This window comes from Cohnella sp. GCM10020058 (genome assembly GCF_042683485.1).
GTDB lineage: Bacteria > Bacillota > Bacilli > Paenibacillales > Paenibacillaceae > Cohnella.
Genome location: NZ_JBHUJV010000024.1, coordinates 18692 through 32372, shown reverse-complemented (window position 1 = coordinate 32372; position 13681 = coordinate 18692). Strand labels below are relative to the sequence as shown.

The window sequence follows — 13681 nt, the reverse complement described above, 5'->3', positions numbered from 1 at the left end:
CCCAACCAAAAAAAGTCCAAAAAAAGCAAAAAGCCCCCGTCCGGGAGCTCGCGCATCTGCTTGTTATTGGTTCTCCAGCTCTTCCTTGCTGACCAGTTGGACTAAAGCGGTTACAGCTTGCTCTGCGTCCGAACCTTCCGCACTAATGGATACTTCGGTGCCCGAGCTGATCGCCAGACTCATGATACCCATGATGCTCTTCGCGTTCACACGCTTGTCTTCCTTCTCCACGAACACGTCCGAGGAGAATTTATTGGCTTCTTGCACGAATAAGGCCGCCGGTCTGGCGTGAAGCCCCGTCTTAAGCCGAACAACAACCGGCTGTCTCGTCATGGAACGAATCCCCCTGTCTTTGTTCTCATCCCGGTACACGGGACCCACCGCACATGGTTTGTTATCTATTATAGCATTAGAGCGCTTGGTTGTGCCACAGGCTTATAAAGCCCCGCCCCGTATTTTTTCCGCCCATTCGTCGATCTTGCGAAGCCGGTGGTTTACGCCGGATTTGCTGACCTGTCCCTTCAGCATATCTCCGACCTCTTTCAGGTTCATGTCGGGGTGCATGAGGCGAATCTCCGCGACCTCTCGCAGCTTGTCGGGAATGTTTTCGAGTCCGACTTCCTTTTGCAGCAGCTTGATGTTGTCGATCTGGCGGACGGCCGCGCCGATCGTCTTGTTCAGATTCGCGGTCTCGCAGTTCACGATCCGGTTGACCGAATTGCGCATGTCCCGCATGATGCGTACGTCCTCGAACTTGAACAAGGCCTGGTGCGCGCCGATGATGCTAAGGAACTCGATGATTTTCTCGCCTTCCTTGATGTACAATATGAAGCCCTTTTTGCGTTCGATGAACCTGGCGTTCAGATGAAACTTGTTCGCGAGTTCCACGAGCGCTTGGCAGTGCTCCTCGTACATGGAGGCGATCTCCAGATGGTAAGACGAGCCCTCCGGATTGTTCACGGATCCGCCGGCGAGGAAGGCGCCGCGCAGGTAGGCTTTTTTGCAGCAGGACTTGCGCACGAGATCCTTGTCGATATCCGAGTTGAACTGGAATCCGGCGCTCGCGATCTTCAGCTCTCCGAGCAGCTGCTCGACGCCCGCAGGCACGCGGACGATATAGACGTTGTTTTTCTTGAGCCGCATCTTTTTGCGAACGAGCAGCTCGGTCGGCACGGAGTAGTGCCGCTTCATCAGGGTATAAATACGCCGGGCGATGGCTGCGTTTTCCGTCGAGATGTCCAGCACGATCCGCTTGTTGGTCAGCGACACCGCGCCGTTCATCCGGATCAGCGCCGACAGCTCGGAGATATCGCAGCAGCCTTCGGACTCCATGAGCGTCAATTCTTTTTTGGTCTGTGCGGCGAACGACACGTCGCCTTCACTCCTTCCTCAGCATCCAGTCCTCCACCAGCTGGTAGATGTGCTCGCTCAGCTTGGCGGCGTCATGACGCAGATAGGTTCGGAACAGCACCAGGCGATCGGCGATGACTTTGTATCCGCGCCGTTCTACCTCGTCCAGGTCCAAATGGACGGCCGCCGAGCCCTGCTCAGCGTACATGCTGTGCACTTGCGGGGGAATCTCCCCATTGTTGACGATGACATAGTCGAATAAATGATGACCGATATGCGCATGAATCGCATCGAGGTGGTCGCCGACCGAGTAGTTGTCGGTTTCTCCGGGCTGTGTCATGACGTTGCATACGAAAATCTTGACGGCCTGCGCATTCAGGATCGCCTCCGCCAGCTTGGGCACGAGCAGATTGGGCATGATGCTCGTGTACAGGCTGCCCGGGCCGATCAGAATCGCGTCCGCTTCCCCGATCGCCTCGACGGCTTCCTCAAGCGGCTCGACATCGGCCGGCTCGATGAAGACGCGCCGGATCGCGAGTCCAGACTTCGGAATCTGCGACTCGCCCTCGACGATGCTGCCGTCCTCCATCTCGGCCTTCAACAGGATCGCCTGATTGGCGGCCGGGAGCACGCGCCCCCGCACGGCGAGCACCCGACTCAGCTCTCTCACCCCTGCGACGAAGTCGCCCGAGATGTCCGTCATCGCCGCCAATATCAGATTGCCCAAGCTATGACCGGCCAATCCCGCGCCGCCCATGAAACGGTAGGACAGCATATCGGCCAGGAGCGGCTCGGTATCCGCGAGCGCGGTGAGCACGTTGCGGATATCGCCCGGCGGCGGCATCTGCAGCTCCGAGCGCAGAATGCCCGAGCTCCCCCCATCGTCGGCAACCGTGACGATCGCGGTAATATCAAGCGGTTTTTGCTTGAGGCCCCGCAGCATGACGGACAATCCCGTGCCGCCGCCGATGACGACGATACGCGGCTTTCTCGCGCCCTGCCCCGGCTTAGCCATGACGGTCTCTCTCTGCGTCGCGATGGCTGACGCGGACCGCCTCGGTCTCGCCTGCACTCAGCATGCGGCCGAGATATTCGGCGAGCGCCACGGAACGGTGCTTGCCGCCGGTGCAGCCGATGCCGATCACGACCTGGCTCTTGCCTTCCTTGTGGTACAGCGGGATGAGATACTGCAGCATGTCGAGCAGCTTCGCGAGAAACGTCTGTGTTTCCGGCCACTTCATGACGTAATCGTAAACCTCGGCATCCTGCCCCGTTTTGGGACGCAGATTTTCCACGTAATGCGGGTTCGGCAAAAAGCGGACGTCGAAAATCAGATCGGCGTCGATCGGCACGCCGTACTTGAAGCCGAACGATGTGACGTTGACGGCGAGCGAATTGCGCCCTTCCTCGGTAAAGCGGGAGATGATCTTGTCTTTGAGCTGGGCAGGCTTGATGCTGCTCGTGTCGACGACCTGCGTCGCCCAGCCCTTCAGATCCTCGAGCAGCTTGCGCTCGGCATGAATGCCTTCGAGCGGCATGCCTTCCGGCGCGAGCGGGTGCCGCCGGCGCGTCTCCTTGTAGCGCTGAACGAGCACGGAATCGGTCGCGTCCAGGAACAGAATCTCGTAGTGCAGCGTGTAGTGCTCGCGAATATAATTCAGCGACTCGGACAGCGCCGTGAAAAACTCCCGGCCGCGGAGGTCGATGACAAGCGCGACTTTTCCGATGCGGCCCTGGGATTGATCGATCAGCTCGGCAAACTTCGGAATCAGCACCGGAGGCAGATTGTCGACGCAAAAAAAGCCGAGGTCCTCCATGCTTTGCACCGCAATCGTCTTGCCCGCGCCCGACATTCCCGTGATGATGACGAGCGTCGGTCTTGATACCGTCGAGTTCGTAGTGTCCACGTGCAACCCTCCTGCCACATGCGAAGCGCCTGACCGCCGTTAACCGGACAAGCAGGCGCCTCTCAATCGAATCAAGCGTATAAGAAAAGTCCAGCCGCGCCGACGACGCCTGCGTTGTTGCCCAGTTCGGCAGGGACGATGTCCACGCCTTCCTTCGCCGTATCCGTCGAGAACTTCTCGAATGTCTCGCGGATCTGCTCGAACAAATATTCGCCGGCCTTGCTCACGCCGCCGCCGATGATGAACCGCTGCGGATTGACGATAACCGCCAGCGCGGCCATCGACTTGCCCAGATAGAAAGCCGCCCGCGCCACGATGCGCTGGGAAACCTCGTCCCCTGCCTTGGCGGCGTCGAATACGTCCTTCGCCATGATCTTGTCGACCAGGGACAGCGAGGTCCGGTCGCCGCGCGCGACCGCGTCATTGGCCATTCGGATGATGCCCGTGGCCGAAGATACCGTCTCGAGGCATCCCATCTGTCCGCAGCCGCACTGGATCGCTTCCAGGTCGGGGACGATGGAGATATGGCCCAGCTCGCCCGCCATGCCGTTAAAACCCTCGATCAGCCGGCCGTTCACGATGATGCCGCCGCCGACGCCGGTGCCGAGCGTATAGCACACGCAATTCTGCACGCCGCGGCCGGCGCCGCCCCATACTTCGCCCAAAGCGGCTACGTTGGCGTCGTTGTTGATCTTGACCGGCTTGCCGAGCTTCTCCTCCATGATATGCCGGAACGGCACTTGCCGGAAAGGCAGGTTGGCGGAGAACTTGATAATGCCGCCCGGAATGTCGAGGAAGCCCGCGATCCCGATGCCGATGCCGTGAATCTGCTCCCACTCCGGTGTGCCGGGAGGTACGAGTGAATGCACGTAAGCCGCGATATTGTCCAAAATGCGGTCGGTGCCGAGCTCGGTCTCGGTCGGTCCTTCGTAGGTCCGCAAAAGCTCGCCTAGGTGGTTGCAAAGACCGATCTTGATCGTCGTGCCGCCCAGGTCGACGCCAACGTATAGCGATTGAGACATAGTGTTAGACACCTCTTGAAAGTATTGGATAAGTCATCACGCGAGAAGCGCCGGCCCCAAGGCCGACGCGCCTCCAACTGCCGATCAGCCCAGCGTCTGGCTCCAGTCGTGAACCATGCTGCCCTCGAGGTACTTTTCGCAATCGAGCGCGGCCATGCAGCCGCTGCCCGCGGCGGTGATCGCCTGACGGTACTTGGTATCCTGCACGTCGCCGCAAGCGAATACGCCAGGAATGTTCGTCTCCGAAGAACCCGGCTTCGTCACGATATAGCCGTTCTCGTCGGTCTCGACCTGACCGCCGAGGAACTTCGTGTTCGGCGTATGGCCGATGGCAATGAAAACGCCGTCCGTTGCCAGCACTTCTTCTTCGCCCGTCTTGTTGTCGCGGACCTTCAGGCCGGTGACGCCCAGCGGGCCTGCAACGACCTCAAGCGGCGTCTTGTCGAGTCCCCAATCGATCTTCGGATTCTCGCGTGCGCGGTCCTGCATGATCTTCGAAGCGCGCAGCTCTTCGCGGCGGTGGACCAGCGTCAGCTCCGAGGCGAAGCGCGTCAGGAAGTTCGCTTCCTCCATCGCGGAGTCGCCGCCGCCGACGACGATAATCTTCTTGTTGCGGAAGAAAAATCCGTCGCAGGTCGCGCAAGTACTGACGCCGCGTCCGACGTTGTCCTTCTCTCCGGTGATGCCCAGATACTTGGCCGACGCGCCGGTGGAGATGATGAGGCTCTCGCCCTTCAGCGTCTCGCCGCCTTCAAGATGAAGCGTGAACGGCCGCTCGCCGAGCTCGACCGAGTTGATCCATCCCGTGCGGAACTGCGCGCCGAATCGCTCCGCTTGCTTGCGCATGTTGGCCATCAGATCGGGTCCCATAATGCCTTCGGGGAAGCCGGGAAAGTTCTCGACCTCGGTCGTCGTGGTCAGCTGTCCGCCCGGCTCCGGGCCTTCGATGACCAGCGGGTTCATGTTCGCGCGCGCCAAATAGATGGCGGCCGTGAGGCCCGCCGGTCCTGTTCCGATTACGATGCTCTTGTAGATAGTCATGCGTCCTGGTCCTCCTCGGCCTATTGTTGAGATAGTAGGGATCGGTTCTTCATTAAGAGCGATCCTGAAATGCACGATTCGTCAGCTTCAGCTTTTCGCGAATGCCGCAAGCCTCATCGATTCGTCCCGCATAACGGCTGATGCTAGCCTGCGAAGCGCCGTATACGTCCATCAGCTCGGCGTATGTAATGCTCCTGCGGTGCATTTTCGCCGTCCAATACTCGAGCGCCGCAGCCCACCCTGCCGCATTGCGAAGCTTGGGCACGTCCGGGTAGACGCGCGAGAGATAGTCGACCCACAGCGTCATCATGTCGTGCTGCTGCACGACGTCGTACCGCCCGGCCATCCGCTCCATCGCCTGCTCGAGCACGCCTTGCCAGTCGCTGTCCCATACCGGCAGCCTGGCGGACCTGCGCCTCGCGTCGAGCATGAGCGACCGGCCGTCGAAGACGACCGAGAGTGCGTCCTCGACGCCGATCGAGCGCAGCACCAGCACGGCGACGCGCTTCAGATCGTCCTCTTCCTCCGCGTCGACGAGAAACGCCTTCAGCGCCTCAATGACCTCTTCATCGGCGACCAGGCCCAGCGCCTGGATGACCTGCATCTTGGTCCGGCGATCGCCGTGGCGCAGCGCCCAGAAGAACGAGGAGCGCACGAGCGGATCCTTCTTGAGCGTCTCGGAGATCCGCTCAGGGTGCTTTTCCCACTCGCGGAACTGCTCGTCGAACGGCATATGGTAGTGGTACTGGGTCGGCGGACTCGCTTCTCCCTGTCTTACCTTAGCCAATTTGCCCAAATAGAAATCAGCGACGGCAGGCGACGCGTCCAGACGCCTCGCCTGCAGCCAATGGCGCTCCGCCTCGTCGAACCGTCCGATGTTCGCCGATGCGACGGCCGCGAAGTGATGCAGGCTCGGCTCCGCGGACAGCTCGCCCTTGCGCAGCAGCCTGGTGAAGTGAACGTACGCCTCGCGGTGCTCGCCGACGATTCCCATCGTCGTGCCCAGCTTGAATACGTGCTCGGGATGAATCGGGATCGTCTTCTTCAGCAGGCTGAGCAGCGACGCAAGATCTTCTCGCCGGTTCACGTGCTGATAGAAAATAGCCAGGTTGCAAAGCGCGTGCAAATTGCCCGGCTCCGTCTTGAGTACCTCGCCGATCGTCTGCACGGACTTGTCGAACAAGCCCATGTAGTAATAGGCAAGCCCCAGATTGTTGCGCGCGGCGAGAAAATCCGGCTTCTGAACCAGGATGTCCTCCAGCAGCCGCACGGCCTCGGAGAAACGTCCCGCCTCCAGCAGCTCCCTCGCCTTGTCGTGCTCGTAAAGACTTTCCTTGGCCTTGATCGTGGACAGCTTGGTCGGACGCTTGAGCTCGTAGACCAGCAGGTCCAGCAATTCGTCCGCCTCGTCGAGGAACTGCCCGTCGGGATCGTTCTCCAAATACGTGACGAGCGATTCCTCGGCCGCCTCGAAGAGCTCCATATTCGCATAGTTGTTCGCCAGATAATAATGGCACTCCGTCATGCCCGGATCGATGCGTTCGAGCACCGATCGCAGGATGTCGTTGGACTCCTCGTAGCGCCCCATCTCGGACAGGATGCCCGCCATATTGCAATGATTCACCGGATTCTCCGGCTCGTATTCGACGGCACGGCGGAAATACTTCAGCGCCTTGTCGTAATGAAAGCGATCCAGCGACTGGACGGCGCGCTCAAAGAAAAACGTCGCGTCCAGCGACAACGGAATGACTTTGGTGCGGCGGCCGGCGACCATACGCTTGCGCGGATTCATCGTCAAGGCACCTCCCTCCGGTCGTATAATAGTTTGTTCGTCTTGCGTCAGACATCGCACTTCGTTGGCTGCCGCACGCGGCGAGCCGCCGGTCCTCGGCCGGACCGGAACAGGTTAAACCGATTATAACACAGCAATGCCATCCATCAAATGAAAAAGGACCGCCCGGGCGTGTCGCGGCTCGTCCGCCAACATGCGCAGCGCGTATCGTCTCTGCCTTGCCTACTGCGGCTGCCGGGCAAATAAAAACGCGGCCCCTGCGCAAATCGCGCAGGTTGCCGCGCCTAGCATGCTTTGCTTAGGGTCAGACGCCCGCCGTCTTGAACAGCGTGCTGATCGAGCCGCCTTCGGTGATGATGCGGGTCGCTTCGGCCAGCATAGGCGCTACGGACAGCACCTTGAAGCGGTCGGAGCGGTCGTTGGGCAGCAGGATCGAATCCGTCACGACGACCTCGCGGATGCTCGGATGATCGAGCTTCTGCAGGGCATTGCCGGAGAAGAGCGGATGCGTCGCGCAGACGTATACGTCCTCGGAGCCGCGCTCCTTGAGACCCTCGACGACGTTCACGATCGTCGTACCGGTGTCGATCATGTCCTCGATGATAATCGGGGTAAAGCCCTCGACTTCGCCGATGACGTGCGTAATGACCGATTCGTTGTGCGCAGGGCGCTTCTTGATCATGATCGCGAACGGAGAATCGAGCTGGTTGGCCAGCTTCTCCGCCGTAGAGGCTCGTCCGGCGTCCGGCGATACGATGACCGGATTGCGGATGTTCTTCGCCCGCAGATAATCGCTGATCAGATCCAGCGCGGTCAAGTGATCGACCGGGATGTTGAAGAAGCCTTGAATTGCCGGCGCGTGCAGGTCGATCGTGACGATCCGGGTCGCGCCGACCGTCGTCAGCACGTCCGCGACCATCTTCGCCGAGATCGGCTCGCGCGGCGCTGCCTTGCGCTCTTGACGGGCATATCCATAGTAAGGGAGCACAATGTTGATCGTACGCGCCGATGCCCGCTTGGCCGCGTCGATCATGATCAGCAGCTCTACGAAGAAGTCATTGATCGGATGTGACAAAGATTGCACGAGGAACACGTCGCAGTTGCGGATGGTCTCCTCGTAGTGCACGTACACTTCGCCGCTCTTGAAGCGAGACAGCGTAATCTTGCCTAGCGGCAGCCCGAGCTGCTCGGCGATCTTCTCCGCCAGCACGGGATTCGACGATCCGGAAAAAATACGAAGCTTGCTGCTGTACATTGTGCGCCTCCAAGATTTTTCACTAGCGGCATCGCCGCATTTATCCCCTCTATTATACATGACGCCGGTAGGATAGCCAAAGGGTTCTGTGTCATATATCGACTGGTAATTCGATTCAATTGGCACATTTTCGTCACTTTTCGCGCCAAGCGAGTCGAATCCGGTCCTATCGCCGTCGCAAAGGCAAGCCGCCGGCCTCCATGCTCCTCGCGGAAATGGGGACCGGCGGCTGCACAGTCAGTTCTTTTTGGTCGGCTTGCGGTGGCGGAACTCCAGCTCTTGAAGCACATCGTCGAGCGGGATGTTTTCCTCGCGCAGCAGCACCATCAAGTGGAAGATGAGATCGGCCGCTTCCGCACGCGTCTCCGCCTTGTCGTGGTTCTTCGCGCCAATGATGACCTCCGCGGTCTCCTCGCCGATCTTTTTCAGAATCTTGTCCAGACCTTTATCGAAAAGATACGTCGTATACGAGCCCTCCGGCCGTTCGGCGTGCCGCTTCGCGATCGTCGACTCCAGCTCGGAGAGCGGCGCGAAGCGGTCGGCTGCAGGCAGCGATTCCTGTGGAAGCTCGCCGGACGCATCCCGGTAGAAGCAGCTGTAGCTGCCGGTATGGCATGCCGGGCCGTTCGGGACCGCCTGGACCAGCAGCGTGTCGCCGTCGCAATCGTAGCGCAGCGACACGACCTTTTGGGTATTGCCGCTCGTCGCGCCTTTGTGCCACAGCTCCTGCCGCGAACGGCTCCAGAACACCGCTTCCCCTTTTTCCAGCGTCAGGGCGAGCGATTCCTTGTTCATATAGGCCATCATGAGAACTTCCTTGCTGACTGCGTCCTGCACGATCGCAGGCACTAGCCCGTCCGCGTCCCATTTGATCGAATCCGTCAGCGTCTCGCTCATCTCACATTCACTCCTTGGCTCCGCAGGGCGTCCTTAACTTCGCGGATCGTCACTTCTTTGTAGTGGAAAATACTCGCGGCGAGCGCCGCGTCCGCGTGCCCCTGCGAGAAGGCGTCCGCGAAGTGCGAGGCGTTGCCCGCGCCGCCCGAGGCGATGACGGGAATGCCTACGCTGTCGGACACGGCGCGCGTCAGCGCGTTGTCGAATCCGTCCTTGGTGCCGTCGGCGTCCATGCTCGTCAGCAGCAGCTCGCCTGCGCCGCGCCGCTCGGCTTCTTGCGCCCAGGCGACCGCCCGGATGCCCGTCGGATTGCGTCCGCCGTGCGTGAAGATCTCCCATTCGCCCCACTCGACGTTGTACTTTGCGTCGATGGCGACAACGATGCACTGCGCGCCGAATACGCGCGAGCCGTCCGAGATGAGATCGGGATTGCGGATCGCCGCCGTGTTGATCCCGATCTTGTCCGCTCCGGCGCGGAGCAGCCGCTTCATGTCCTCGACCGTAGAGATGCCGCCGCCCACGGTAAACGGAATCGTGATCTCGCCTGCCGTCCTGCGCACGACGTCGACCATCGTGGCGCGGCCCTCGACCGAAGCCGAGATATCGAGAAACACCAGCTCGTCGGCGCCTTCGCGATCATAGATCTCTGCCAGCTCGACAGGGTCCCCCGCATCGCGCAGGTTAACGAAATTGACGCCTTTGACGACCCGCCCGTCCTTGACGTCGAGGCAGGGAATGACGCGTTTTGCCAACATAAGCTTGCCTCCAGTCCGCAAAGCGCCCGCCTAAGACGTGTCGTCCGGCGAACGCCTGGCGTTTGCGATACGCTGCAGTGATGCAGCTAATCGTTTTGTCAGCCGCGTCGTGCGCGGCTCTAACTGCGATATGGCGACGCCTGTCCGGCGCCGGCCATGTCGCACCTCCGCTTATTTGTAAGCAGCGACCGCTTCAGCCAGCGAGATGCTGCCCGTATAGAGCGCTTTGCCGACGATCGCGCCGCCGACGCCGTCCGCCGCATGCTTCGACAGGTTCGCCAGATCCTCCGGCCTGCTGACGCCGCCTGAAGCGATGACCGTGCGGCCCGATATTTGCGCCAGGCGTACGATCGCTTCGACGTTCGGTCCGCCCATCATCCCGTCGCGGGAGATGTCGGTGAAAATGAACGTCTCCGCGCCTTCGGCGGCCAGTTCCTGGGCCAGATCTTCCGCGCGCACCTGCGACGTCTCGAGCCAGCCACGCGTCGCTACAAAGCCGTCGCGCGCGTCGATGCCGATCGCCACCTTGCCGCCATGCTTCGCCAGCACCTTCGATACGAAGGCGCGGTCCTCGATCGCCGCCGTCCCCAGAATAACGCGCGATACGCCGAGCGACAGCAGCCGCTCCACGTCCGCTTCGGTCCGGAGGCCGCCGCCCACTTGCACGGGCACTTGCACGGAACGCGCGATCCGGCCGATCAGCTCGTCATTGACCGGGTGGCCGGCTTTGGCGCCGTCCAGATCGACGAGATGCACCCATTCGCCGCCCTGCGCTTCCCAATCTTTGGCCGCGGACACCGGATCGTCATTGTACACCGTCTCGCGGTTATAGTCGCCCTGCACCAGACGGACGGCTTTGCCGCCGCGGATGTCGATGGCCGGGTAGATGATGAAATTGGACAAAGGGATGACCTCCAACTTGTTGACATTCCTCGAGCCTGCAGCCGCGCGCTTTGTGGTTAGCGCACATGCCCTCGTACGACCAGCCACTGCAAGCTCACTTATTGTGTTTACAGCGCGCTTGATTTTCTGCTGCCTCGCTTTTCTCGCTTATAACACGTTCAAGCATCAGCTACGTTCTTAAGCCTTCGCGCCTTCCGCGATTTCCACGAACCTGCGCAGCAGCGCCACGCCCAGATCGCCGCTTTTCTCGGGATGGAACTGCATGCCGCTCACATTGTCCCGCCCGACGATCGCCGTCACCGGCTGATGATAGTCCGCCGTCGCCAGTAGATCCTCCCGCCGCTCCGGCAGCGCATGGAACGAATGAACGAAGTACACATGTCCCGGCGCGAGCCCCTCGAACAGCGGATGCGACGGCTGCTCGAAGCTAAGCTCGTTCCACCCCATATGCGGGATCTTGTAGTCGCCGCGGAACCGCACGACTCGGCCCGGCAGCAGGCCGAGCCCCTCGTGCGTGCCGTGCTCCTCGCTCTCCGCGAACAGCAGCTGCATGCCCAGGCAGATGCCCAGCAGCGGCTGTCCCGCAGCCGCCGACTCGCGGACGACCGCGTCCAGCCCGGTCTCTCGCAGGTTGCGCATCGCGTCGCCGAAAGCGCCGACGCCCGGCAGGATGACGCCGTCCGCCGCGAGAATCTCCTCCCGCGAAGACGTGACCAGCGCCTCGCGCCCCAGACGCTCGACCGCCTTGCTCACGCTGTGCAGGTTGCCCATGCCGTAGTCGACGATCGCGATCATCTTACAGCACTCCCTTCGTCGACGGCACGCCCTTCACGCGCGGATCAATCTGCGTTGCCTCGTCCAGGGCGCGTCCCAGCGCCTTGAACACCGCCTCGATCATATGGTGCGTATTTTTGCCGTAGTGAACGATGACGTGCAGCGTAATCCGCGACTCGAGCGCCAGCTTCCACAGAAATTCATGCACGAGCTCCGTGCTGAAGCTGCCCACCGTCTGCGAAGGATATTCCGCGCGGTACTCGAAGTGCGGACGGTTGCTTACGTCGACGATGACCTGCGCAAGCGCCTCGTCCATCGGCACGAATACGCTGGCGTAGCGCTTGATGCCGGCTTTGTCGCCGAGCGCTTCCCGCAGCGTCTGCCCGAGGCAGATGCCGATGTCTTCCACCGTGTGGTGATCGTCGATGTCGACGTCCCCGCGCGCCTCGACCTTCAGGTCGAACTGGCCGTGCTTGGCGAACAGATCGAGCATATGGTTAAGAAAAGGAACGTCCGTCTCCAGGTTCACGTCGCCCGAGCCGTCCACGCCGAATGCCAGCTTGATGTCCGTTTCGTTCGTCTTGCGCGCGACTTCGGCGCTTCTAGCTCCGGCCGCGATGTTGTTGTCCTGTGCCATTTATTGATCTCCGCCTTCCTTGAAGCGAATTTCTACCGCTCTCGCATGTGCTTCCAAGCCTTCGTGCCGCGCCAGCGATGCGATGCCCGCCGCGTCCCGGCGCAGCGCCTCGCGGCTGTACCGGATGAGGCTCGACTTCTTGACGAAATCGTCCACGTTCAGCGGCGAGGAGAACCTGGCCGTGCCGTTCGTAGGCAAAATGTGGTTCGGTCCCGCAAAATAATCGCCGACCGGCTCCGAGCTGTACGGGCCGAGGAAGATCGCGCCCGCGTTCTCGATGCGCCCGAGCAGCTCGAGCGGATCTTCGGTCATAATCTCCAGGTGCTCCGGCGCCAGCTTGTTCACGACGTCGATTCCCTCCGCGAGGTCGTTCACCGTCAGAATCGCGCCGTATTGCTCGAGCGACCGCTCGGCGATCTCGCGCCGCGGCAGCGTGGCAACCTGCCGCGCGAGCTCCGCTTCGACCTCGCGCGCAAGCCTCTCCGACGGCGTCACGAGCATCGCCGACGCCATCTCGTCATGCTCTGCCTGCGACAGCATGTCTGCGGCGACGAAGCGCGCATCCGCGCTGTCGTCCGCCAGCACGACGATCTCGCTCGGCCCGGCGATGCTATCGATGTCGACGGCGCCGAACACGGCGCGCTTCGCCAGCGCCACGTAGATGTTGCCGGGGCCGCAGATCTTGTCCACGGCCGGGATGCTCTCCGTGCCGTACGCCAGCGCGGCTACGGCCTGGGCGCCTCCGACCCGGTACATCTCGGTGACGCCGGCTTCGGCGGCCGCGACGAGAATGTACGGGTCGATGCCCTCGCGTCCGCCCGTGGCGGGCGGCGTAACCATCGCGATCTGCGGCACGCCAGCGACCTTGGCGGGCAGCACGTTCATGAGCACCGACGACGGGTAGGCCGCCTTGCCCCCGGGCACGTACAAGCCTACCCGAGCGAGCGGGCGCAGCGACATCCCGAGCATCGTGCCGTCCGGCTGCACGTCGATCCACGATTGACGCTTCTGCTTCTCGTGAAACGCAGTGACGTTCGCCGCCGCCCGGCGCAGCGCATCCAGAAATTCAGGCTCGACGCGTTCGTACGCGGACTGGATCTCCGACTCCGTCACGCGCAATTGCGATGATTCCAGCCGCACGCGGTCAAATGCCTCGGTGTACCGCAGCAGCGCGGCATCTCCTTCGGAACGGACCGCCGCTACGATCTCGGCGACCGCCGCATTTTGCTCCGGCGAGCCGTAATCGCTCTCCCGCTCCAGCTTAAAGCCGCTCGCAGGCCCTTTGTACATGCGCTCTCCCCCTGCCATTTCTTAATTGCTTATCCTTGCCCCCAGCCAAAGCCAAAGC

14 protein-coding genes are annotated in these 13681 nt (G+C 61.5%); all 14 read right to left on the bottom strand.

The window, feature by feature from the left end; genetic code table 11:
* Positions 1-63: 63 nt before the first annotated feature.
* Positions 64-333, bottom strand: a complete 270-nt coding sequence (locus ACFSR7_RS33915) for an HPr family phosphocarrier protein (RefSeq protein ID WP_090117078.1) — start codon at positions 331-333, stop codon at positions 64-66.
* Positions 334-435: 102 nt separating this feature from the next.
* Entirely contained in the window at positions 436-1371 is a 936-nt protein-coding gene (gene whiA, locus ACFSR7_RS33910; RefSeq protein ID WP_378169063.1) for a DNA-binding protein WhiA, read from the bottom strand.
* A gap of 7 nt (positions 1372-1378) precedes the next feature.
* Positions 1379-2365 (bottom strand): gluconeogenesis factor YvcK family protein, encoded by a 987-nt coding sequence (locus ACFSR7_RS33905; protein WP_378169062.1) that lies wholly within the window; start codon positions 2363-2365, stop codon positions 1379-1381.
* Positions 2358-3257, bottom strand: a complete 900-nt coding sequence (gene rapZ / locus ACFSR7_RS33900) for an RNase adapter RapZ (protein ID WP_378117629.1) — start codon at positions 3255-3257, stop codon at positions 2358-2360. Before rapZ ends, ACFSR7_RS33905 begins: the two co-directional genes overlap by 8 nt.
* 71 nt (positions 3258-3328) lie before the next feature.
* Positions 3329-4279 (bottom strand): ROK family glucokinase, encoded by a 951-nt coding sequence (locus ACFSR7_RS33895; RefSeq protein WP_378169061.1) that lies wholly within the window; start codon positions 4277-4279, stop codon positions 3329-3331.
* Between the two features lie 84 nt (positions 4280-4363).
* The gene (gene trxB, locus ACFSR7_RS33890; RefSeq protein WP_378169082.1) at positions 4364-5314 is read right to left on the bottom strand and encodes a thioredoxin-disulfide reductase; all 951 of its coding nucleotides are present in this window, start codon (positions 5312-5314) and stop codon (positions 4364-4366) included.
* 58 nt (positions 5315-5372) lie between these two features.
* Positions 5373-7112, bottom strand: a complete 1740-nt coding sequence (locus tag ACFSR7_RS33885; RefSeq protein WP_378169060.1) for a tetratricopeptide repeat protein — start codon at positions 7110-7112, stop codon at positions 5373-5375.
* 304 nt (positions 7113-7416) lie between these two features.
* On the bottom strand, positions 7417-8367 hold the full coding sequence (locus tag ACFSR7_RS33880; RefSeq protein ID WP_378117623.1) for a ribose-phosphate diphosphokinase: 951 nt from the start codon (positions 8365-8367) through the stop codon (positions 7417-7419).
* A gap of 237 nt (positions 8368-8604) precedes the next feature.
* Positions 8605-9264: a bifunctional phosphoribosyl-AMP cyclohydrolase/phosphoribosyl-ATP diphosphatase HisIE gene (gene hisIE, locus ACFSR7_RS33875; protein WP_378169059.1), complete on the bottom strand. Its 660-nt coding sequence runs from the start codon at positions 9262-9264 to the stop codon at positions 8605-8607.
* Positions 9261-10019: an imidazole glycerol phosphate synthase subunit HisF gene (hisF, locus tag ACFSR7_RS33870; protein ID WP_378169058.1), complete on the bottom strand. Its 759-nt coding sequence runs from the start codon at positions 10017-10019 to the stop codon at positions 9261-9263. Before hisF ends, hisIE begins: the two co-directional genes overlap by 4 nt.
* A gap of 171 nt (positions 10020-10190) precedes the next feature.
* On the bottom strand, positions 10191-10922 hold the full coding sequence (gene hisA, locus ACFSR7_RS33865) for a 1-(5-phosphoribosyl)-5-[(5-phosphoribosylamino)methylideneamino]imidazole-4-carboxamide isomerase (RefSeq protein ID WP_378169057.1): 732 nt from the start codon (positions 10920-10922) through the stop codon (positions 10191-10193).
* A 177-nt stretch (positions 10923-11099) separates the two neighbouring features.
* The gene (gene hisH, locus ACFSR7_RS33860; RefSeq protein WP_378169056.1) at positions 11100-11717 is read right to left on the bottom strand and encodes an imidazole glycerol phosphate synthase subunit HisH; all 618 of its coding nucleotides are present in this window, start codon (positions 11715-11717) and stop codon (positions 11100-11102) included.
* A 1-nt stretch (position 11718) separates the two neighbouring features.
* Positions 11719-12333 carry an imidazoleglycerol-phosphate dehydratase HisB gene (gene hisB, locus ACFSR7_RS33855; RefSeq protein WP_378169055.1) on the bottom strand — a complete coding sequence of 205 codons (615 nt, stop codon included), beginning with the start codon at positions 12331-12333 and terminating at the stop codon, positions 11719-11721.
* Positions 12334-13623, bottom strand: a complete 1290-nt coding sequence (gene hisD / locus ACFSR7_RS33850; protein WP_378169054.1) for a histidinol dehydrogenase — start codon at positions 13621-13623, stop codon at positions 12334-12336.
* Between the last annotated feature and the right edge of the window lie 58 nt (positions 13624-13681).